Here is a 22,432-nt window from a genome sequence, read left to right as displayed (position 1 = left end):
CCGGTCTTTCTGCTTGCATGACAAGCGTATCACCTTCGGATGACGAGCAAGTTCCATGCCATCGCCCGCCCCCTGGAGACGCCCGTCCTGGCGCACCGCAACAAGGCGTGGCGCAGCGCCCGCATGCACCAAGCCGGGGCCATGGCCCCGCCACGGACGCCGCGGGAACACCGGGCAGGATCATATCCCGGTCGCCGATGGAGGATAATCCGAGTCTGCACCCCGGCCGGACCTCACGCACCGACGGGGATCGAGCCGCAGGAGCCGTTCCGGACGGACCTGTCCATTGCATTGCCCTATCATCCACAGAATGAGGAACCGCCGTGGCCGACCATGCGCAATTTCCCGCCTCCGTCTTCAAGGCCTATGACATCCGCGGCACCGTCCCGGACCTGATCGACGCGCGTTTCGCCCGCTCCCTGGGCGCGGCGCTGGCCGCGGTCGCGCGCGAACAAGGGGTGCAGACGCTGGTGGTGGGCCGCGACGGGCGCCTGAGCAGCGAAATGCTGTCGCAGGCGCTGCAGGAAGGCATGCTCGAAGGCGGCGTCGACACTCTGGATATCGGCCAGGTGCCGACGCCGCTGGTGTATTTCGCCGCGCACACGATGCAGACCGGGTCCGGCGTCGCCATCACCGGCAGCCACAATCCGCCCAAGTACAACGGCTTCAAGATGATGATGGGCGGCCGCGCCCTGTATGGCGACGACGTCCAGGCCCTGGCGGCCCGCATGAACGGCGCCACCGATGCCCCGGCCGCGCGCCCCGGCGTGCGCCGCGAACTGGACCTGGTGGCGGCCTACATCGCGCGCGTCGCCTCGGGCGTAAAACTGGCCCGCCCCATGAAAATCGCCATCGACTGCGGCAATGGCGTGGCCGGCGCCATTGCGCCACGGCTGTTCCGCGCCCTGGGCTGCGAAGTCACCGAGCTGTTCTGCGAAGTCGACGGCACCTTCCCCAACCACCACCCCGACCCGGCCGAACCCAAGAATCTGCAGGACCTGATCCATTGCCTGGCCACCACCGACTGTGAACTCGGCCTGGCCTTCGACGGCGACGGCGACCGTCTCGGCGTGGTGACCAAGTCCGGCCAGATCATCTGGCCCGACCGCCAGTTGGTGCTGTTCGCCCGCGATGTGCTGGCGCGCAACCCCGGCGCCACCATCATCTATGACGTCAAGTGCAGCCGGCACGTCGGCCTGTCGGTCGAGGCCGCCGGCGGCGAGGCCCTGATGTGGAAGACCGGCCACTCGCTGGTCAAGGCCAAGCTGGCCGAGACCGGCGCCCCGCTGGCCGGCGAAATGAGTGGCCACATCTTCTTCAAGGAGCGCTGGTATGGCTTTGATGACGGGCTCTACACCGGCGCCCGCCTGCTGGAGATCGTGTCGCGCTTCAGCGATGCCGGCGCGCCCCTGGAAGCGCTGCCGCAGGACGTCTCGACGCCCGAATTGAAACTGGAGATGGAAGAAGGCCAGCCGTTCGCCCTGGTCCGGGCGCTGCAGGAACAAGGCCAATTCCCCGGCGCCGCGCGCGTCATCACCATTGATGGCGTGCGCGCCGAGTACCCCGACGGTTTCGGCCTGGCCCGTCCCTCCAACACCACGCCGGTGGTGGTGCTGCGCTTCGAGGCCCAGACCGCCGAGGCGCTGGCCCGCATCCAGGCTGATTTCCGGCGCGAACTGGCTAAACTGGCCCCCCAAGCGTCCCTGCCTTTCTAGATTGCCCATGTCCCTGCCCAACAGCCCTGCCTGGCGCGCATTCGCCGCCGCTGGCGCCGCCGCCCCTCTGCGCGGCGAGCAACTGCGCCTGATCCATGCCCCGGGACTGCGCCTGGACCTGAGCGCCCAGGCCGATTCCCCCGCGCTGCAACAGGCCGCCGCGGCGCTGCTGGCGCAGCAGGACTTCGATGCCGCGCGCGCCCGGCTGTTCGACGGCGGCAACGCCAACTGGACCGAGCAGCGCCCGGCCTGGCACACGGCGCTGCGCGCTGCCCGGCCGCCCGCGATGGTCGCCGCCGCCGTGTTGGCCGAACGCGAACGCGTGCGCCAGTTCGTGCGCGCCGCCGATGAGGCCGGCCGCTATAGCAGCGTGCTGCACCTGGGCATCGGCGGCAGCGACTGGGGACCTCGGCTGGTCACCCGCGCCCTGCGCCATGGCGGCATGCGGCGCGAAGTGCGTTTCGCCTCGAACGTCGATTCGCATTCGGTGGCCGATGCCATGAGCCGGCTGGACCCGCACAACACCCTGGTCATCGTCGCCTCGAAATCCTTCACCACCACCGAACCGCTGGCCAACGCCGAAGTGGCCATGAACTGGTTGCGCGAGGCCGGCGTGGCCGATCCGATCAAGCAGGTGGTGGCGATCACCGCCAACGTCGAGGCCGCGCTCAACCTCGGCATTTCACCCGATCACATCTTCCAGATCTGGGACTGGGTCGGCGGCCGCTATTCGCTCTGGTCCGCCATCGGGCTGCCGGTGGCGCTGGCGCTGGGCAACGACTGTTTCGACCAGTTGCTGGCTGGCGCCGCGGCCATGGACGAACACTTCCGCCACGCCCCGCTGGCCGAGAACGCGCCGCTGCAGCTGGCGCTGGCTGGCGTGGTCAACCGCAGCGTGCTGGGTTTCGATTCGCTGGTCATTTCGCCCTACGATTCGCGCCTCTATCACGTGGTGCCATGGGCCCAGCAGCTCGAAATGGAATCGCTGGGCAAGGTGGCGACCGCCGATGGCAGCCCGGCGGGCGTGCCGACCGGGCCGGCCGTATGGGGCATGTCGGGAACCGATTGCCAGCACACGTTCTTCCAGTGGCTGCACCAGGACACCGCGGGTGCGCCCGTCGATTTCATCCTGTGCGAACAGCCCGACCACGCCTACGCGCGCCACCACGAACTGCTGATCGCCAATTGCCTGGCCCAGCGGGCAGCGCTGCTGCGTGGCAAGTCGTTCGATGAAGCGCTGGCCGAAACCGCGCGGGTCGAACCCGATGCGGCGCGCGCGCGCCTGTTGGCGCAGCACAAGGTGCATCCGGGCGGACGGCCGTCGTCGCTGATCGTGCTGCCGCGCCTGGAAGCCTATACGCTGGGCGCCTTGCTGGCGCTGTACGAACACAAGGTCTTCACCCAGGGGGTGATCTGGGGCATCAACCCGTTCGACCAGTGGGGCGTGGAATTCGGCAAGGCCCTGGCCAAGAACATCATCCGCGAACTGGACGCGCCCGCCCAGCAGACCGCGCCCCAGGACCCTTCGACCCGCTTCTGGATCGACGCCATCGCGCGCCGCCATTGAGGCGACGCGGCGGCCGCCTCAGGCGCTGAGCGTGTCGTACAGCTCGACGTGGAGGCGGGCGACGCGCTCAATATTGAATTCGCGTTCAGCCAGGGCACGCCCGGCTGTCCCCATGGCCTGACGCAGGGCCTGATCATCGGCCAGGCGGGCGATCGCGTCGGCCAGCGCCTGCGGGTCGCGCACCGGCACCAGTAGCCCGGTCTTGCCCGGATCGATGGCGTCACGGCAGCCTGGCACGTCGGTGGTGACCACCGCGCGCGCGCAGGCCGCGGCCTCGATCAGCGACTTCGGCAAGCCTTCGCGGTAGGACGGCAGCACCGCAATATGCGAGGCCGCATAGAGCTGCGGCACATCGGATCGCTCGCCCAGGGCCTGCACGCAGCCTTCGCGCTGCCAGGCCTGGACCTCGGCCGGCGTCGCCGAGGCCGGATTGCCCGCATCCACTCCGCCCACCAACTGCATCGACACGTCCACGCCGCGCTCGCGCAGCAGGCGCGCGGCCTGCACGAATTCCCGCACCCCTTTGTCGCGCAGCAGGCGCGCCACCATCGTCACCACCACCGGCGGCGCCGGCGGTTCGGGCAGCGCGCGGTACTGGTCCAGGTCGACCCCGGCGCCGCGGATCAGCACCACCTGCTCATCGCGCACCGCGCCCAGCGATTGGAGCAGATCGCGGTCGCTGGCATTCTGGAAGATCACGCGGCTGTTGCGATGGCCCAGCGCCAGGCGGTAGAGCCGCGCCACCACTGCGCGCACCAGCCGCATCTTCAACGAATTGGACAGGAACACGAAACCCAGGCCGGAGATCGCCGCCACCATGCCCGGCACGCGCGCCAGGCGCGCGGCGATGCCGCCGTACAGGACCGGCTTGATGGTCACCAGGTGCACCACCTGCGGCCGCAGCCGGCGGAACAGGCGCAGCAATGACAGCAGCGTGCCCAATTCCTGCAAGGGATGCTTGCCGCTGCGCGTCATCGGGACCACGTGATGGGTCATGCCCAGCGCCTCGATATCGGCCACCGCGGGGCCATCCATCGTGGCCACGTGCACGTCGTAGCCGGCGCGCTGCGCGGCCAGCGCCACAGGCACCCGATGCGACATGAAGAACGCCGGATTGTTGACCACGAACAGCAGGCGGCGGGCCGGGCTCATGCCGAGGCTCCGGCAAGGCGGCGCCACACCGCGATGTAGTTCTGCACCATGCGCGCCAGGTCGAAGTGCTCCAGCACCCGGGCACGGCCGGCCTCGCCGGCGCGGCTCCGGCCGCGCGCGGCCACCTCGCGCAACGCACTCTCGATGCCGCGCGCCAGCGCCTCGGGCTGTTCGGGCGGCACCACCACGCCGGTATCGCCGATGATGTAGGCGGCATCGCCCACGTCCGTCGCCACACAATAGACGCCGCAGGCCATGGCCTCGGCCACCACGTTGGGAAAGCCCTCGGCGCAGCTGGACAATACGTGCAGGTCCAGCCCGTTCATCACGGCCGGCACGTCATCGCTGGGCCCCGCCAGCACCAGCCGCTCGCGCAGATCGAGCTTGTCGACCCAGGTCATCAGCGCCGGATTGTCGGCCGTCATGCCGCGCCCCACCAGCACGCAGCGCAACCCGGCGTCGCGGCCGTCGCGCACCAGCGCGGCCACCGCGCGCAGCAGGTTGGCGTGGTCTTTCAGCGGATCCCAGCGCGCCACGCAGCCGATCACCGGCACATCGCCGTCCAGCCCCCACTCGGCCCGCGCCCGCGCCCGCGCCGCCGCGTCGGGCGCGTAGCGCGACAGGTCGTAGCCGTTGGCGATCACCACCATGCGGTCGCGGCGATAGCCCTTGGCCGCGTGCCGTTCGGCGGCATCCTGCGCAGCGCACACGATGGCGCCCGGCAGCACGCCCGACAGCAGTGCGCAGGCGCGCAGCACCATGCGGGCCGAACGGCTGCTGCGCTCGAGATGGGCGCCGGAATTGCGGATGCCCCAGGCAATGGCGCGCACGCCCGCCAGGCGCGCCGCCAGGCCGCCGATCAGGTCGGCGTGATACATCCAGGTCTGCACCGCATCGGGCTTGGCGCCGGCGATGAAACGGCGCAAGGCCATGAAGCCGCCCGGCGTGATGCGGCCGCGTGGCATGCCCAGTGCATGCACGGCAACGCCGGTCGCGCGCAGCCGTTCGCCATAAAGGCCGTCGTCGGTCAGCGACACAACGATGTGTTCCACGTCCTGCCCGGGAAAGGTGGCCAGCCGCCACAACACGGACTCCGCGCCGCCCTGGCCCAGGCCGGTGATCACATGGACGATGCGCAAGGCGGCGCTCATCGCCCTTCCCTCACGGCTTCGAACAATTCATCCCATTCCGCCAGCACGCTGGCCAGTGCATAACGTTGGCGCACCGCATCAGCGCCCCGCTCGCCCAGTTGCCGGCGCAACGCCGCATCGCCCAACAGGCGGCGCAGCGCCTCGCGCAGCGCCTCGCGGTCGCCAGCGGGCACCAGCAGGGCATCCTGGCCGTCGCGCGTCATTTCGCGCGGGCCGCTGGGACAATCGAAGGCGGCGCACGGCAGGCCCAACGCCATCGCCTCCAGCAACACGTTGGGAAAGCCCTCCACCAGCGAACTGAGCACGAAGGCCTGGCCCTGGGCCAGTTCTTCCCAGGGCGTCTCGGTGCGCCCCGGCAGGCTGATGCGCGCCTGCAGTCCCAGGCGTTCGACCTGGCGCTCCAGCGCGCCGCGCTCGGGGCCTTCGCCCCAGATACGCAGGTTCCAGTCCGGAAATTCGGGCGCCAGTTGCGCGAACACATCGATCAGCAGGTCGAACTGCTTGTCCGTCACCAACCGCCCCATCGCCAGCAGCATGCGCGGCGCGCCGTCTTCGCGCTGCGCTACCCGAGGCGCCTCCAGCAGCGGCGCCGGCAGCGGATTGGGGATCACGGCCAGGCGCTTGATGCCCGGCACCTGGCGCGCGAACGGGCCGGCGGTATCGGCCGCCTGCACCGTCACCATGTCGGCGCGCGGATACAGCAGGCGGCGCAATCTGCGCCAAACGGCGCCAGTGGTGGTTTCAGCCACCGGATTGGTGCGCTCGCAGACGATCAGCGGCGTGCGCAGGCCGCGCGTGGCCAAAATGGCGGCCACATTGACGTTGGTCAGGAACGACACCACCACGTCCGGCGCGCTGTCGCAGATATGCCGGCGCAGCGCCAGCAGGCGCTTGCACGCGGCCATCGGACCGGAGACGCGCGTGCCCGCCAGATCCGCCAGCCATTCCAGCTTGACCTTGTCCGACAGCGGATAGAAACAACTGCCCTTGGACGAATAGGTCGGCGTCAGGGTGACATCGTCGCCGCGCTCGGCCCACGCATTGACCAGCGTGGCGGCCACACGCTCGGCGCCGCCGGCATGCATGGAACTGACCAGCATCAGGATCTTCATACGTCAGCGACTCCCAACCGTTCCTCCCTGTTCGCCACCGGCGCGGTAGCGGTCCAGCCAGGCCTGCATCATCAGCACGCCCCAAAGATGACTATCCCAATTGCGATGCCCGGACACGTGCTCGCGCCATTTGCGCAGAATGGGCTCGGGTTCGAACCAGCCTTCCTGGCGCAGGCGCGCCGGATCCAGCAGGGCCTCGGCCCAGTCGCGCAGCGGGCCGCGCAGCCAGGCGGCCAGCGGCACGGCGAAGCCGCGCTTGGGGCGGTCCACCAGCGCCTGCGGCACATGGCGGTACAGCACCTGGCGCAGCAGCCACTTGCCGGTGGCGCCGCGCACCTTGTAGCGGTGCGGCAGGCTCCAGGCGAATTCGTAGACGCGGTGGTCGATCAGCGGCACGCGGGTCTCCAGGCTTACCGCCATGGCGGCCCGGTCCACCTTGACCAGGATGTCGTCCGGCAGATAGGTCACCGTATCGAGCTTCATCATGGCCTCGAAGGTCGAGCCGCGCATCTCCCGCGCGAACTCGGACACCGGCTCCACGGCGCCCTTGACCACGCGGGCCGGGTCCGACCAGTACGACACGAACAAGCGGTAGAAATCACCGCGCGTGTCGGCCCGCAGCAACTCGCCCAGCTTGCCGACCTTGCCGCGCCAGGCGCCACGGCCTGGCAGGTGGGTCGAGGCGCTGAGCAGCGCGCCGGCGGGGGTGCGCAGCAGCGCCGGAATGCGCTCGCACTTCTGCCACCAGTTGTTGACGCGGAAGTAACGCGAATACCCCCCGAACAGCTCGTCGCCGCCGTCGCCGGACAGCGCCACGGTGACATGCTGGCGCGCCATGCGCGTCACCAGCGAGGTCGGGATCTGCGATGAATCGGCGAACGGTTCATCGTACATGTCGGCCAGGCCCGGCACCACCGCCAGCGCATCGTCGGCGGTGACATACAGCTCGGTATGATCGGTGCCCAGGTGCGTGGCCACCGCCTTGGCATGTTGCGCCTCGTCGTAGCCTTTTTCGTGGAAGCCGATGGCGAACGTGCGCACCGGCCGCGCGCTCTGCGCCTGCATCAGCGAGACGATGGTGGACGAATCGATGCCGCCCGACAGGAACGCCCCCAGGGCCACATCGGACAGCATCTGGCCGCCGACGGCCTTGGACAGCACGCCTTCGAGCGCGTCGGTGGCCTGCGCGTCGGAATCAAACGACAGCAACGATTGCGCCGCGGTATCGGCGGCCTCGCGCGCCGACCAGTACACGCGCGGCTCGGGCATTCGGCGGCTGCGGGTGTCGTCGGCGGTGAATTCGATCCAGGTGCCGGGCGGCAGCTTGGCGATGCCTTCGTAGATCGACTGCGGCGCGGGAATGTAGTTATGCCGCATGAACGACGCCAACGCATTGCGGTTCAGGTTGCGGCCGAAACCGGGAATGGGCATCAAGCCCTTGAGTTCGGACGCGAACACCAGGTCGGCGCCCGAGTAGCCGTAATACAGGGGCTTTTCGCCCATGCGGTCGCGCGCCAGCAGGAGCTTGCGCGCGGCGCGGTCCCACAGCGCGATGGCGAACATGCCGACCGAGGCCTGCAGCGTGGCCTCGATGCCCAGCGCGGTGAAACCGGCCAGCAGGGTCTCGGTATCGGAATGGCCGCGCCAGGACGGCGCCAGGCCGGACGCTTCCAACTGCCGGCGCATGTCCAGGTGGTTGTAGATCTCGCCGTTGAACACCATCACGTAGCGGCCGCAAGCCGACACCATCGGCTGATGGCCGGCTTCGGTCAGGTCCTGGATCGCCAGGCGCACGTGCGCCAGCGCCAGGCCGGCTTCGGCGTCTTCCCAGAAGCCGTTGCTGTCGGGCCCGCGGTGGCGGATGCGGCGGCAACTCTCCGCCAGCACTTGCGCCTTGTCACCCAGGGGGCCCCAAATTCCGACAATTCCACACATGATTTCAGGTTCTCGTGGTCACCGCAGCAAAAAGTTCTTCCCATAGGCCCAGCACGCGTGCGGCGGAAAAGCGCTCGCGTACCGCCGTGGCCGCCGCCGCCATGCGCTGGCGGCCGGCCTCGTCGCCCATCACCGCATCGAGCGCGCGGCACAACGCGTCGACATCGCCATTGGGCCGCACCAGCACGCCATCGACGCCTTCGCGCACGATTTCACGCGGCCCGGTGTCGCAATCGAACGCCACCGCGGCCAGGCCACTGGCCATCGATTCCAGCAAGGTATTGGACAGCCCCTCGAAACGCGAGGTCAGCACGTACAGGTCGGCGCTCTGGTACCAATCGCCCACGTTACCCGCACGCCCCGGCAGGTGGACGCGATCCTGCAGACTGGCTTCACGCACCTGCGCCTCCAAGGCGCGGCGCTCGCCGCCTTCGCCCAGGATAACCAGATCCCAGTCCGGATGCGACGGCGCCAGCCGCGCGTAGGCCCGCAGCAGCAGGTCGAAGCCCTTGTCCGCGTGCAGCCGGCCGACCGCCAGCAGGCGCTTGCGGCCGGCGCCTGCTGGCGGCGCCAGCACCGGCTCGCCCTGGGGCAGCGGCCAGTGCACCGGATTGGGGATCACCGCCAGCCGCGAGCCCGGCACATGCCGCTCCAGCCATTGCGCGGTGCCGCGCGTCAGGGCCACCACGCGCGCGGCGCGCGGGTAGGTCAGGCGACGCAGGCGCTGCCAGAAGCCGGACAGGGTCTGCGATGGCGGATGGGTGTGTTCAGTGGCGATGACACGGCATCCCAGCCCGGCGCAGGCCAGCACCGACAGCACCGACGCGGTGGTCATCATGCCCAGCACGATGTCGGGCCGGAACGCCTTGACCACACGTCGCAGCGCGCGCACCCGCTGCATGTTGCTCCAGATGCCGCGCAGGCCGCCGCCCTCGCCCGCCGTGTGCAGCACTTCGCGGCGCACCTGGGGGTGCAGCGCATAGGCGTCGCCATCAGTGCCGGCCTGGGTCACCACCATCACCTCGCGGCCCATGGCGGCCCAGTGCGCGCTGAGGTCGGCGGCCACGCGTTCGGCGCCGCCACCGTGCAGGGAATGGATGAACAGCAGCACGCGTTGCGCGCGGCCGGTGTCGGAAGCGGCGGGCATTCAGTCGGCCTCTTTGGGTTCGGCGCGGCGCAAGGCCACCACCAGGTAGCAGGCATAGGACAACAGGTACATCAGACTGGTGGCCAGCATGATGCCCGCGGCCCCCATCTTCGGCGCCAACACAGTATTCAGGCCAGCCTTCAACGCGAAATTGGCGACCGCGATGGCGGCCATGATGCGATAGCGGTTCTGGCTGGCCAGCAACTGCACCAGGATCAGCACGCCGAAGTAGAACGGCAATTGCAGCAGGCCCCAACGCAACACATGCGCCACGGCCGCGGTATTCTCGGCGGTGAAGGCGCCGCGCTGGAACAGCACCGACACGCCCCAAGGCGCCAGCACCCAGCCCACCGCCACCGCGCCGGCGCCGGCCGCCACCATCAGCACCGACCATTTCAATGCCATGGCCCGCGCGCGCGCCGTGTCGCCGCGCGCCTGCACGTCGGCCAACACCGGCAGCGCCGCGCGGCCCACCGACACCGCGCCGATACCCAGCAACAGCGACAACAGGCGGCTGGCGTAACCCAGCGTGGCATTGGCATTGGCGCCCAGGTTGGCGGCGGCGTATTGATCGAGCGGCCCGACGAAACTCATGGCCACCTGGCCGATCAGCATCACGCCCGCCGCGCCCATCAACTCGGGCCAATGGGGCGAACGCAGGGTCAGCCTCGGCGCGCCCCAGAATCCTCCGTCGGCGCGCGCGGCCAGCCAGGCCAGCCACACGGTCTGGATCGCATAGCCCACCAGCGTGCCCCACAACAGCGGTCCGACACTCTCGGCGCTGGCGGCCAGCATGACCCACGCCAGCGTCGCCACCGCCGGCACGCTGTCCAGCAGGGTATTGACGTGACGCTCATGCGAACGCAGCCGCGCGGCGCTGATGCCCGCCACCAGCAGCAATGCCGACACCGGCGCGAAGGCCAGCAACAGCTCGCCGGTCATCTCGCCGACGCGCGCCGACAGGCCCTGCCCCAGCGCGCCCAGCACCTGTGGCCAGGCGAACCAGGTCAACAAGGCCAGCGCGATGCCCGCGGCCGCCACCCAGCCTTGCAGCTCGCGGATGAATTGCTCACGCTCGGTATCCTCGGCGCGGCGCAAGCGCACCAGCACCGGAATCAGCACCACTGACAGCACGCCCACGATGGTGACCGGCAGCCAGGTGGCCATGGTCATCGTGAACTGATAGGCGTCGACGGCATCGCTGACGCCATAGCGGTACGCCACCGCCATCTCCTTGATGGCGCCGGCGGCCTTGCCCAGCAGCAGAAACAGCGCCACCCGGAAAGCGCCCTTGAAAATGCGCTGGTGATCCGGGTGGATGCTGCCGAGTTTGCGGATGAGTGCTTTCAAATCAACGCAGGAATTGCGTGTACCAGGGCATTGCCACTTCCAGGCCCTGCAGCACGGTATGCGTGGGCTGGTAGCCCAGCAGCCGGCCGGCCTTGCTGACGTCGGCCTGCGAATGGCGCACGTCGCCCGCCCGGAAGTCGGCGTAGACCGGTTGCTTGTCGTAGGCGACGCCCTGGTTGCCCAGCGCCTTCACCAGGAACCCGAACAGCTGGTTCAAGGTGCTGCGGCCGCTGACGGCCACGTTGTAGACCTGGTTGCGGCCTTCGGCCGGCGCCATCGCGGCCAGGATGTTGGCCTGCACCGCGTTGTCGACGAAGCAGAAATCGCGGCTGGTCTCGCCATCGCCGTTGATGGTGACGTCCTCGCCCTGGATCATCGCGGCGGTCCATTTGGGAATGACCGCGGCATAGGCGCCGTTGGGATCCTGGCGCTTGCCGAACACGTTGAAGTAGCGCAGGCCCACCGTCTCGAACCCGTAGGAACGCGCGAACACGTCGGCGTACAGCTCGTTGACGAATTTGGTCACCGCATAGGGCGACAAGGGCTTGCCGATATTCTCCTCGACCTTGGGCAACGCCGGATGGTCGCCGTAAGTCGAGCTGGAAGCGGCATACACGAACGATTTGACGCCCGCGTCACGCGCCGCCACCAGCATGTTGAGGAACCCGCCGATGTTCACCTCGTTGGTGGTGATCGGATCCTTCAGCGAGCGCGGCACCGAACCCAGGGCGGCCTGGTGCAGCACGAAATCCACGCCTTGAACCGCGCGACGGCAAACCTCGAGGTCGCGGATGTCACCTTCGATGAAGGTCAGCCGCGCCCATTGCTCGGGCGTGACGGCGGCTTTCACTTCATCCAGGTTGCGCTGGTGGCCGGTGGCGAAGTTGTCCAGGCCGGTGACGGTCTGGTCCAGCTTGAGCAGGGCTTCCAGCAGATTGGAGCCGATGAAGCCGGCGCAGCCGGTTACCAGCCACTTGCGCGGCGCGGCGGCCAGCTCCCGGGTGACGGATTCAAAGCGTGTGGTCATGCGACATCCTCCTATTACAGGCGCAGATCGGATTCGGCGGGCGACAACACGTACTTCAGGTCGTAAAGAATGTGTTCCGGCTTGCCCAGCTTGCGGATGCCGGCCGCGCCCATGTCGGCGAACTGTTGGTGCGCCACGCCCAGGATCACGGCGTCGTACTTGCCTTCCTCGAGCTTGGTGACCGGGGTGATGCCGTATTCGTGCATGGCCTCTTCGGCGTCCACCCACGGGTCGTACACATCGACATCGACGTTGTAGTCGCCCAGTTCCTTGACGATGTCGACGATGCGGGTATTGCGCAGATCGGGGCAGTTTTCCTTGAAGGCCAGGCCCATCACCAGCACGCGCGCGCCCTGCACGTGGATGCGGCGCTTGGTCATGGCCTTGACCAGTTGCGACACCACGTAGCCGCCCATCGAGTCGTTCAGGCGGCGGCCCGCCAGGATGATCTCGGGGTGGTAGCCGATCGACTGCGCCTTGTGCGTCAGGTAGTACGGGTCCACGCCGATGCAGTGTCCGCCCACCAGGCCCGGACGGAACGGCAGGAAGTTCCACTTGGTGCCGGCGGCCTGCAGCACCGCTTCGGTATCGATGCCCATCTTGTTGAAGATCAGCGCCAGTTCATTGATCAGCGCGATGTTGACGTCGCGTTGGGTGTTCTCGATCACCTTGGCGGCCTCGGCCACGCGGATGCTGGGAGCCTTGTGGGTGCCGGCGGTGATGATCTGCTTGTAGAGCTGGTCGACCAGCTCGGCCACTTCCGGCGTCGAGCCCGACGTGACCTTCTTGATGGTGCTGACGCGGTGCGCCTTGTCGCCCGGGTTGATGCGTTCGGGGCTGTAGCCGGCGTAGAAATCGACGTTGAACTTCAGGCCCGACACGCGTTCCAGCACCGGCACGCAGTCTTCCTCGGTGGCGCCGGGGTACACGGTCGATTCATAGATGACGATGTCGCCGCGCTTGAGCACCGCGCCGATGGTCTCGCTGGCCTTGACCAGCGGCGTCAGGTCGGGTTGCTTGTATTCGTCGATCGGCGTGGGCACGGTGACGATGAAGACATTGGCCTGGCCCAGCTCGGCGCGGTCGGCGGTGTAGCTCAGTTGCGTGGCCTCGGCCAATTCGGCGTCGCTGACTTCCAGCGTGTGGTCATGGCCGGCCTTCAGCGCCTCGATGCGTCGGGTGTTGATGTCGAAACCAATAACCGACCGCTTCTTGCCGAACTCGACCGCCAACGGCAGGCCGACGTAGCCCAGGCCGACGACCGCGAGTTTCACATCCTGAATACGCAACATAATTCTCCCTTTACCGTAAGAACCATTACGGCATTTTAAATATGGTCGGGGTGATGGATAACCGGGCCCCCGGCGGAAATCACCGGGGCACCCAAAAACTTAATCGGCCCGCAGGACGGACGGCAGCAGCAGCCATCCTGGCCGGCGCCAGGACACCAGGCGCGCATACAGCCAGATGTACACGCCGGCAAAGACCAGCAGGCTGGCGCTCAGCGCCCAGGCGTTGTCCCACCAGATGGTGGCCGGCACCAGGCCGATCAGGGCCAGGACCCACATGTAGGGCGAAGCCAGGGCGTTGCACAGCGCCGGCACCGCGTGGCGGCGTCCGCGGCTGAAGGTCACGCGCACCAGCCGGCGGAACACCAACTGATGCAGGTGCAGGGCATCCGGCTGGTCCACCGGCACGCCGCGCTTGAAGCGGCGGCGCCAGATCGAGAAACCGGTTTCGAAAACGGGGTAGAACAACACCGCCAAGGCGTAGAACGGCGACACCGACGGATTGCGCACCACCAGCAGCACCGCCAGCTCGGCCAGCATGAAGCCCAGGAAGTAAGCGCCGCCGTCCCCCAGGAACACGCGCCCGAAGGGGAAGTTCCACACCAGGAAGCCGAGCGTGGCCGATGCCAGGGCCGCGGCCACCAGGAAGATCGGCACATCGCCCACCTGCAGCGCGACCAGGCTGATGGACACCGCCATCAGCGTCGCGACCATGCCGGCCAGCCCGTTCATGCCATCGACGATGTTCAGCGCATGGGTACAGCCACCCACCGCGAACATGGTGAAAATCAGGGAAACCGGCCAATACGACAGGATGTAGTCCACCGGCGCCATGCCGACGCGGCTGACGCCGCCCAGCAGCCACCAGGCGATCGCCGCGGACGCGAAGGCGGCCAGCAGGCGCTTGCTGGCGCCAATGTCCTTGGTGATGTCTTCGAGCAGCCCCGCCACGAACACCGGCAGCGCCGAAACGAACAATGCCGGCCAAAGCCAGGTCAGGGTCATGTTGTCGGGCCCCAGCACCAGCAGACCCATGAGCGTGCCGGCCAGCACGGCCAGTCCGCCCACGCGCGGCGTGGCGCGCGAATGGTTCGCTTGCGGCTTGTTGAGATCGCTGTCGCCGGTGAAGGCGCCATGCCAGCGCTCCGACGCCACGATGAGTCCCCCCACCATGAACGCGACCACGCATATGTACAGCCAGGTCACAGGGTCACCTCTGGTTGGTCTATCGAGACAGGCCGGCCATTATCGACGGCAGGTGTAACGCCCATATATGGCAGGAATAAGGAAGTGCAATTCACCGGGACAGAACGTAACGGCCGCGGACCGGGCCGGCGCAGCGTCCCCGGTTGAGGGGTGTGCCGCGACGCGGCCATTGGCCCGCGGAAATACGGATTTCATGAATTGATTGTAGAGCTTTCCGCCCCTGCGCACGCGAAATATCCAAGGGAAAACACGGAGTCCGTCATAAGGAGGGCAGCCGCGTCTGAAATCCTTTCCCGCCCCCTGCCCCAACGCGCTTCGACGCCGCGCTCAGGAAATTGGGGACGCGTTGATTTTTCTTAAAAAAAAGCCCGAGATCGTGAGATCTCGGGCTAAATCCACCAAAGGAGGAGGGTGGAGGAGACAACCGTGGCATGTTGGGAGCCGCTTTCGCTCACTGCGCTGTCGGGGTTTGGCACCGCGCCGACTGCGTTTCAACATCCGATGAGATGCATAGTATCGGGTTTTTTTGTGCGATGCAAGATTTTTTTGCGCGCATCAGGCTCTCGGAGCCTGCGTTGCTTTTTTGCCGCAACGCAGGCTGTCATCGCCCGCAAAGCCGCGCCCAGCAATGTTTTTCAAAAAAGGCGGGTTATTGCCAAACGGGTTTACCCCTTGCGGACTTACCCTAGCCTTGGCCGGGTAATCCCGCCCTATGATTTGCACCAGAAAGGTGCGCCCGGCACCAGATTGCGGCAATTATTGCGCATCGCAACATTTTGATGCCCCAGGGGGGTGCCGCCGGGCCGCCGCCCTCAGATCCAGTACGCTGTGGTCGTCATGACCTTGGACATCGCGCGCATGGCGGCCTTGACCGGGGCGGGCAACGGCACTCCGCCGGCCGCTTCGGCGCTGGCGCGGTGCTGGGCCTCGTCTTCCTTCATCTTCTGCACGATCTGGCGCGAGCGCGCATCCTGTTGCGGCAGCGTGCGCAAATGCCCCTCCAGATGCGCCTCGACCTGCTTCTCGGTCTCGGCCATGAAACCCAGGTTGCGCGGCGCCCCCGCGTAGCCGGCCAGCAGGCCGAGCGCGAACGAGCCGGCATACCAGACCGGGTTGAGCAGGCTGGGCCGGCTGCCCAGTTCCCCCAGACGCTGGTTGCACCACACCAGGTGATCGACCTCTTCGCCAGCGGCCTCGAGCAACAGGTTGCGCGGGCCGGGCTCGCGGCACACCGCGGCCTGGCCGCGATACAGCGCCTGGGCGCAGACCTCGCCCACATGATTGACCCGCATCAGCCCGGCCGCATGGCGCTTTTCCTGCGCCGACAGGGTGTCCGGCGCCTCCTCGGCGGTGGCCGGGTTGGGCCGGCCGGCGCTGGCGCTGCCGGACAGCACGCGCAAGGCCCGGTCGGCCTCGGCCAGCAGTGCGTCCAGCGGCGCGGCGCGGCGCGGGAATCTGGCGGGAGCGGTTGGGGACAGGGAGGGGGACATGGACAACTCCTGGATTGCGGCACACACCCCTGACGCGGGGCGGGGCTCTCACGCCTGGAATTGTACGCAACGGGTATCATCAGCCATTGATTGCGCTCAAGCACAAGGACCCGAGAAATGGAATGCACGATCGACTGGGGCGGCCCCAACGGCATGCTCTTTACCGCCAGCACCGGCAGCGGCCATGTGGCCGTGATGGACGGCGCGGTGGACGGCGGCGGCCACAACCTGGCGCCCCGCCCCATGGAAATGCTGCTGGCCGGCACCGGCGGCTGCACCGCCTATGATGTCGTGCTGATCCTCAAGCGCGGCCGCCATGCCGTGACCGGCTGCAGCGTCAAACTGCAGGCCGACCGCGCCGACGTCGACCCCAAGGTGTTCACGCGCATCCACTTCGCCTTCACCGTCACCGGCCGCAACCTGCCGCGCGCGGCGGTCGAGCGCGCGGTGCAGTTGTCGCACGAGAAATACTGCTCGGCTTCCGCCATGCTTGAAAAGACCGCCGAACTGACCTTCTCGGTGGATATCGTCGATACCCAGGAAGCCCCGGCGGCCGCCTGACGCTGCCCGTTGCCGGCGCCACTTCAGCCTTTTCTGATTCTGTACCCATGAAACAATACCTGGACCTCGTTCAATCCATCCTGGACACCGGCGCGTGGCAGGAAAACCGGACGGGCATACGCACGCTGAGCATGCCGGGCGCCTCGCTGCGCTTTGATCTGCAGCAGGGCTTTCCGGCCGTCACCACCAAGAAACTGGCCTTCAAGTCCGCCATCGGTGAAATGGTCGGCTTCCTGCGCGGCGTGCGCAGCGCCGCCGCGTTCCGGGAACTGGGTTGCAAGGTCTGGGACCAGAACGCCAACGAAAACGCCCAATGGCTGGCCAACCCGTACCGCGAAGGGCCGGACGACCTGGGCCCGGTCTACGGCGTGCAATGGCGCCAATGGCCGGCCTACAAACTGCTGGACGCCGGCCGCGACGGCCAGATCGCCGATGCCCTGGCCCGCGGCTACACCAAGGTGGCCGACCTGCAGGAAGGCGGCGCGCCCAAGGTGCTGCTGTACAAGGCGGTCGACCAGTTGCGCCAGTGCCTGGACACCATCCACGAGCGTCCGGGCGACCGCCGCATCCTGTTCCACGGCTGGAACTGGGCGCAGATCGAGGAAATGGCGCTGCCGCCCTGCCACTTGCTCTATCAGTTCCTGCCGAACGCGACCACGCGCGAAATCTCGCTGTGCCTGTACATCCGCTCGAATGACGTCGGCCTGGGCACGCCGTTCAACCTGACCGAAGGCGCGGCCCTGCTGCACCTGGTCGGCCGGCTGACCGGCTACACGCCGCGCTGGTTCACGTATTTCATCGGCGACGCCCACATCTATGAGAACCACCTGCCGATGCTGCGCGAGCAACTGACGCGCACGCCGCACGAGGCGCCGCGGCTGGTGCTGTCCGATCGCATCCCCGATTTCGCCCAGACCGGCCGCTATGAACCGGAATGGCTCGAAAAGGTCGAACCGGGCGATTTTTCGCTGGCCGGCTACACCCATCACGCCCCGCTCACCGCTCCCATGGCCGTCTGAACCGGCTGCCACTTGAAGGCGCCTCGCGCGGACCGGCCATCGGCCGCCCGGCCTGGCGCGGTCGCCGCCGCGTGCCCAGGCCATGCGAGGCGCGTACAACGACGCCGCGTGGCGGGCACGCCCCGCCCGGCACAGGTGAAGATTGGTGAGCTTCTGGAAGCGCGTTTTCGGTATAACCCATCCCTTAGCCTCGGACGCGGGTACTGCAAGCCCTGCGCGCCGTCGCTGCTGAACGGCCCTTGCCGCGCCGTGCCTGCCACTCGCCGCGTGACCGGCTCATCCGCTGGTCTCGCCGACCGCCTGCAGGGCGGCGCCGCCCCCCCCATCCAGACAAGAGAGTATGTGAATCGCCAGCGTCGACAGCAGAATGCCCGTGCGGCCAAGTTGCAACCGTTGACTACTAATTGATTTGAATTGAGGCCGGCGCGGCGGCTGTATGCGCTCAGGACAGGACTCCAAAAATGCTCGTTGGAACATATAACCCTTCGCTCGTCCTCGTATCCCTAGGGGTCGCCATCCTGGCGTCATACACGGCGCTGGGTATGGCCAATCGCGTGCGGGCGGCGAGCGGGCTGCCGGCGGCGCGCTACTGGCTGGCGGGCGGCGCGCTGGCCATGGGGATCGGCATCTGGTCCATGCATTTCGTCGGCATGCTGGCGTTCAGCCTGCCGATCCCGATGGGCTACGACCTGCCCCTGACGGTACTGTCGCTGGCCATCGCCATAGGCTGTTCCGCATTCGCGCTGTGGGTCGTCTGCAAGGACGAACTGCCCTGGCCCCGCCTGGTCAGTGGCGCCCTGCTGATGGGAGCGGGCATCGCCGCCATGCACTATATCGGCATGGCCGCCATGCGCATGATGCCCGGCATCGTCTACGATCCGGCCTGGTTCATCCTGTCCATCGTGATCGCGGTGGCGGCGTCGGGCGCGGCGCTGTGGATCACCTACCGCCTGCGCCAGGACGGTCCGCGCGTGGCCCTGTCGCGGCCGCTGGCGGCGGGGGTCATGGGGCTTGCCATCGTCGGCATGCATTACACCGGCATGGAGGCCGCGGGCTTCCCGGCGGGCAGCCTCTGCACGGCGGCGAACACGGGCATCTCGGCCGGCTGGCTGGCCATTGCCGTGACCGCCGTGACGCTCAGCGTGCTGGCCATCGCCCTGGTGGTGGCGGTGCTGGACAACCGCCTGGAGGCCCGGACCTCGGCGCTCGCCTCATCGCTGGCCGAAGCCAACGAAGAACTGGTGCAGTTGGCGCTGCACGACACGCTGACCAAGCTGCCCAATCGCATCCTGCTGGAAGACCGGCTGGAACAGGCGATCGAAAGCGCCAGTCGCCGCAAGGGCTATTTCGCCGTGCTGTTCTTCGACCTGGACGGGTTCAAGGCGGTCAACGACGCTTATGGCCACCATACCGGCGATGCCCTGCTGATCGACCTGGCCCAGCGCATCCGCCAGACCCTGCGCACGCAGGACACGGTGGCCCGCCTCGGCGGCGATGAGTTCATCGTGCTCAGCGAAGTGGCCGAACCCACCGACGCCGCCAATGTGGCGGACCGCCTGATCGAGGCGATCGCGCGGCCGGTGATGGTGTACGGACACGAAGTGCTGGTGACCTCCAGCGTCGGCATTGCCATCTATCCCAACGACGGCGAGGACACCCACGCCCTGCTGACCAATGCCGACGCCGCGATGTACCATGCCAAGCGCCTGGGCGGCACTGGCTACAGCTTCTTCGAGCCGTCGATGAACGCCGACGCCCACGAGCAGATCGAACTGCTGCATGACTTGCGCCTGGCGCAGGAACTGGGTCAGTTCGTGCTGCACTACCAGCCCAAATACGAAGCGCCGGCCGGCCCCATCATCGGCGCCGAGGCGCTGCTGCGCTGGAACCATCCCACCCGCGGCCTGGTGGGCCCGGACCAGTTCATCCCGACAGCGGAAAAGACCGGGCTGATCCTGTCGATCGGCGACTGGGTCATCAACGAGGCCTGCCGCCAGATGCGCGCATGGATCAACGCCGGACAGGGACACTGGACCATCGCCGTCAACATCTCGGCGCTGCAATTCGCCCATTCCAGCCTGGTCGAAACCGTGCGCGGCGCGCTCGCGCGCCACGACGTGCCGCCGTCCTGCCTGACGCTGGAAGTGACCGAGTCGACCGCCATGCGCGATGCCGAGGCCAGCCTGACCGTGCTCAAGCGCCTGTCGGGGCTGGGCGTGACTATCTCGATCGATGATTTTGGCACCGGCTACTCCAGCCTGTTGTACCTGAAGCGCCTGCCGGCCACCGAACTGAAAATCGACCGCGGTTTCGTCAACCAGCTGGACAATGACAACGAGGACGCCGCCATCGTCTCGGCCATCGTCGCGCTGGCGCAGCAGTTGAACCTGCGCATCGTGGCCGAGGGGGTGGAAACCACCGCGCAGCAGAAATTCCTGACCGGCCTGGGCTGCGATTCGCTGCAGGGCTTCCTGCTGGGCAAGCCGATGCCGGCCGACGAATTCCTGGAGCACGCCAGCGGCTGAGCCGGCCCCTGCCGCTGTGCCCCCCCGGCCGGCGCGACGACGCGGGCCGGCCCGGCCGGTCAAATTTGCTACGCTTGGGGTCTTCCCGCCGGCAATGCCGGCCCTTTTTTCCAGACCCTCCCCGACCGCATGTCCGCCCGCCTGATCCTGATCGTCGCCTATTCCACCAATCGCGCCATCGGCCGCGACAACGCCCTGCCCTGGAAACTGCCGGGCGACCTGGCGCATTTCAAACGCAGCACGCTGGGGCATCCGATCATCATGGGCCGCAAGACCTGGGAGTCGCTCGGCCGTCCCCTGCCCGGCCGCGCCAATATCGTCATCAGCCGCAACCCCGCTTTCGAGGCCGCCGGCGCCACCGTGGTGGCTACGCTGGAGGCCGCCGTCGCCGCCTGTGGCGACAGCGCTGAGGCCTTCGTCATCGGCGGCGCGCAGATCTATGCGCAGGCCCTGCCGCTGGCCAGCCGCGTCCTGGCCACCGAGGTCCATGCCGAGGTCGAGGGCGATGCCTTCTTCCCGCTGCTGCCCGGCTTCCAGTGGCGCGAAACCGCGCGCGCGGCGCAGCCCGCGGAAAACGGCTACCGCTACGACTTCGTGACGTACGAGCGCGCCTGATAGCGGCGCCCGCTACCGGCGGCCCAGCCGGTCCGGAAGATCAGACCGCGCCCGCGTTGCGCATGAAGCGCCACAGGGCCGGCGCTTCCGAATACGCCACGTTGAAGCGCACCCACGGCGTATCGGCCTCATCGGCCTCGAAATACGAGCCCGGCGCCAGCCAGATACCATCCTTGAGCGCCAATCCGGCCAGGCCGTTGGCGCCGCGCTCGCGCCACTGGCCGGCCACCTTGGCCCACAGGAACAGGCCGGCCCGGGGCCGCGCATAGATCTCGAAACCATGCTGCGCCATCAGCTCCGCCACCGACGCGTGGGCCTGGGCCAGCCGTTCGCGGGTGCGTTCGATGTGGGCACGATAGCGGCCCTCGCGGATGACCTGGTGCACGATGCGCTCCATGATCTCCGGCGAGGTCAGCCCCACCGCCATCTTGGTGCGTGCGATGTCGCGCACCAGGTCGCGGTGCGCCACCACGTAGCCGACCCGCACCGACGGGCTGATGACCTTGGAATAGCCGCCCAGATAGACCACCCGGCGGCCGCCATCCAGCGCCGCCAGCATGGGCGTCACGCCCGGCGCCAGTTCGCGCGAGATATCGTCCTCGATCACCCAGAGACCATGGCGTTCGGCCAGTTGCAGGATGCGGAAGGCATTGGCCATGCTGATGCTGGCGCCGGACGGGTTCTGCAGGGCGGTGTTGACGAACAGCGCGCGCGGCCGGTGCTGCGAGGCGGCCTGCTCCAGCGCCTCGCAATCGAGGCCGTCCAGGGTGCGCGGCACCGGCACCACCCGCAAGCCGGCCAGCCGCAGCATCTGCAGCAGGTTGGCATAGGCCGGCTGCTCGACCAGCACGGTGTCGCCCGGCCGCAGCAAGGTGCGGATCACCATGTCGAGCCCGTGCGTCACGCCCTGGGTCAGCAGCACCTGCGACACCTCGACCTCCATCCCCTGCGCGCCGAGCGTGGCGGCGATGGTTTCGCGCAGCGGCGCGTACCCATAGGGATGGCCGTAGTTGGCAATGCGCATGGCCGGCACCCGGCCCATGTGGCGCAGCGCCATGTGCAGCCCCTCTTCATTGAGCCATTCGCCCGGCAACCAGCCGCAGCCCGATTTGATGGGGATGGAATGGTCCGCGAAGATGTCCGACAGCAGCCAGGCCGCATTCAGGCGCGGCGGCTCCCACGACTGCGGCTCGCCACGGCGTGCCGGCGCATCGGGCGAGGCCACCCGGTAGCCGGCGCCCGGCCGCGCCGCCAGCCAGCCCAGCGACACCAGCCGGCTGTAGGCGCTGGCCACGGTGAAGGTGCTGACCTGGTGCTGGCGGGCAAACTCGCGCACCGAAGGTAGGGACATACCCGGACGCAGCAATTGCGCCTCGATGGCGCGCAGCACGGCCGCCACCACCTGGTCCACCAGGGTCGGCGCCTGGCCACGGGCGCGCACAGGCTGGAAGTCGATCACGACGCTACGTTATCTGTACAGTTGTCATGCCTGCAACTATACAGTTAGCCCGGTTTGCGCGGATTGTATATTTTCATTCGCCCCAGGACGGACCAGAATCAATCGCATCCCG

General features: G+C 67.9%; 17 protein-coding genes. 6 read left to right on the top strand and 11 right to left on the bottom strand.

Annotated features, from left to right (window positions below; all coding sequences use genetic code 11):
• Positions 1–323: 323 nt before the first annotated feature.
• Together K2W61_RS11910 and pgi are read left to right on the top strand one after the other, a co-directional pair.
• Complete coding sequence (locus K2W61_RS11910; protein WP_175140386.1) at positions 324–1,715, top strand: phosphomannomutase/phosphoglucomutase; 1,392 nt, start codon at positions 324–326, stop codon at positions 1,713–1,715.
• Position 1,716: 1 nt separating this feature from the next.
• Positions 1,717–3,282, top strand: a complete 1,566-nt coding sequence (gene pgi / locus K2W61_RS11905; protein ID WP_236755685.1) for a glucose-6-phosphate isomerase — start codon at positions 1,717–1,719, stop codon at positions 3,280–3,282.
• Positions 3,283–3,300: 18 nt separating this feature from the next.
• Here the strand turns inward: pgi and K2W61_RS11900 are convergent, their stop codons facing one another.
• From K2W61_RS11900 to coq7, 10 genes are all read right to left on the bottom strand, one after another.
• Complete coding sequence (locus tag K2W61_RS11900) at positions 3,301–4,434, bottom strand: glycosyltransferase family 4 protein (protein WP_236755683.1); 1,134 nt, start codon at positions 4,432–4,434, stop codon at positions 3,301–3,303.
• Positions 4,431–5,585 carry a glycosyltransferase family 4 protein gene (locus K2W61_RS11895; RefSeq protein ID WP_175140383.1) on the bottom strand — a complete coding sequence of 385 codons (1,155 nt, stop codon included), beginning with the start codon at positions 5,583–5,585 and terminating at the stop codon, positions 4,431–4,433. Before K2W61_RS11895 ends, K2W61_RS11900 begins: the two co-directional genes overlap by 4 nt.
• Positions 5,582–6,697, bottom strand: a complete 1,116-nt coding sequence (locus tag K2W61_RS11890; protein WP_175134029.1) for a glycosyltransferase family 4 protein — start codon at positions 6,695–6,697, stop codon at positions 5,582–5,584. The genes K2W61_RS11895 and K2W61_RS11890 overlap by 4 nt, the downstream gene beginning before the upstream one ends.
• Positions 6,698–6,700: 3 nt before the next feature.
• Positions 6,701–8,632 (bottom strand): asparagine synthase (glutamine-hydrolyzing), encoded by a 1,932-nt coding sequence (asnB, locus tag K2W61_RS11885; RefSeq protein WP_175134028.1) that lies wholly within the window; start codon positions 8,630–8,632, stop codon positions 6,701–6,703.
• A gap of 4 nt (positions 8,633–8,636) precedes the next feature.
• Positions 8,637–9,779, bottom strand: a complete 1,143-nt coding sequence (locus K2W61_RS11880; RefSeq protein WP_175134027.1) for a glycosyltransferase family 4 protein — start codon at positions 9,777–9,779, stop codon at positions 8,637–8,639.
• On the bottom strand, positions 9,780–11,129 hold the full coding sequence (gene murJ, locus K2W61_RS11875; protein WP_175140382.1) for a murein biosynthesis integral membrane protein MurJ: 1,350 nt from the start codon (positions 11,127–11,129) through the stop codon (positions 9,780–9,782). It abuts the gene before it with no gap.
• Position 11,130: 1 nt separating this feature from the next.
• On the bottom strand, positions 11,131–12,156 hold the full coding sequence (locus K2W61_RS11870) for an SDR family oxidoreductase (protein WP_175134025.1): 1,026 nt from the start codon (positions 12,154–12,156) through the stop codon (positions 11,131–11,133).
• A 14-nt stretch (positions 12,157–12,170) separates the two neighbouring features.
• The gene (gene tviB / locus K2W61_RS11865; protein WP_175140381.1) at positions 12,171–13,448 is read right to left on the bottom strand and encodes a Vi polysaccharide biosynthesis UDP-N-acetylglucosamine C-6 dehydrogenase TviB; all 1,278 of its coding nucleotides are present in this window, start codon (positions 13,446–13,448) and stop codon (positions 12,171–12,173) included.
• A 99-nt stretch (positions 13,449–13,547) separates the two neighbouring features.
• Complete coding sequence (locus K2W61_RS11860; protein WP_175134023.1) at positions 13,548–14,651, bottom strand: MraY family glycosyltransferase; 1,104 nt, start codon at positions 14,649–14,651, stop codon at positions 13,548–13,550.
• Positions 14,652–15,463: 812 nt separating this feature from the next.
• The gene (gene coq7 / locus K2W61_RS11855) at positions 15,464–16,141 is read right to left on the bottom strand and encodes a 2-polyprenyl-3-methyl-6-methoxy-1,4-benzoquinone monooxygenase (RefSeq protein ID WP_175134022.1); all 678 of its coding nucleotides are present in this window, start codon (positions 16,139–16,141) and stop codon (positions 15,464–15,466) included.
• A 117-nt stretch (positions 16,142–16,258) separates the two neighbouring features.
• Here coq7 and K2W61_RS11850 point away from each other — a divergent pair, with 117 nt between their 5' ends.
• From K2W61_RS11850 to K2W61_RS11835, 4 genes are all read left to right on the top strand, one after another.
• The gene (locus K2W61_RS11850; RefSeq protein WP_006391405.1) at positions 16,259–16,702 is read left to right on the top strand and encodes an OsmC family protein; all 444 of its coding nucleotides are present in this window, start codon (positions 16,259–16,261) and stop codon (positions 16,700–16,702) included.
• A 47-nt stretch (positions 16,703–16,749) separates the two neighbouring features.
• On the top strand, positions 16,750–17,721 hold the full coding sequence (locus K2W61_RS11845) for a thymidylate synthase (protein ID WP_175134021.1): 972 nt from the start codon (positions 16,750–16,752) through the stop codon (positions 17,719–17,721).
• 461 nt (positions 17,722–18,182) lie between these two features.
• Complete coding sequence (locus K2W61_RS11840) at positions 18,183–20,246, top strand: putative bifunctional diguanylate cyclase/phosphodiesterase (RefSeq protein WP_175134020.1); 2,064 nt, start codon at positions 18,183–18,185, stop codon at positions 20,244–20,246.
• A gap of 129 nt (positions 20,247–20,375) precedes the next feature.
• Complete coding sequence (locus tag K2W61_RS11835; protein ID WP_175134019.1) at positions 20,376–20,861, top strand: dihydrofolate reductase; 486 nt, start codon at positions 20,376–20,378, stop codon at positions 20,859–20,861.
• A 40-nt stretch (positions 20,862–20,901) separates the two neighbouring features.
• Here the strand turns inward: K2W61_RS11835 and K2W61_RS11830 are convergent, their stop codons facing one another.
• Positions 20,902–22,320: an aminotransferase-like domain-containing protein gene (locus tag K2W61_RS11830; RefSeq protein WP_175134018.1), complete on the bottom strand. Its 1,419-nt coding sequence runs from the start codon at positions 22,318–22,320 to the stop codon at positions 20,902–20,904.
• Positions 22,321–22,432: the final 112 nt, after the last annotated feature.

It is taken from the genome of Achromobacter pulmonis, from assembly GCF_021733725.1.
In the GTDB taxonomy this organism is placed as follows: Bacteria; Pseudomonadota; Gammaproteobacteria; order Burkholderiales; family Burkholderiaceae_B; genus Achromobacter; species Achromobacter pulmonis.
Note: the sequence above shows the minus strand (reverse complement) of the source record. Positions and strands in the feature narration are given on the sequence as shown.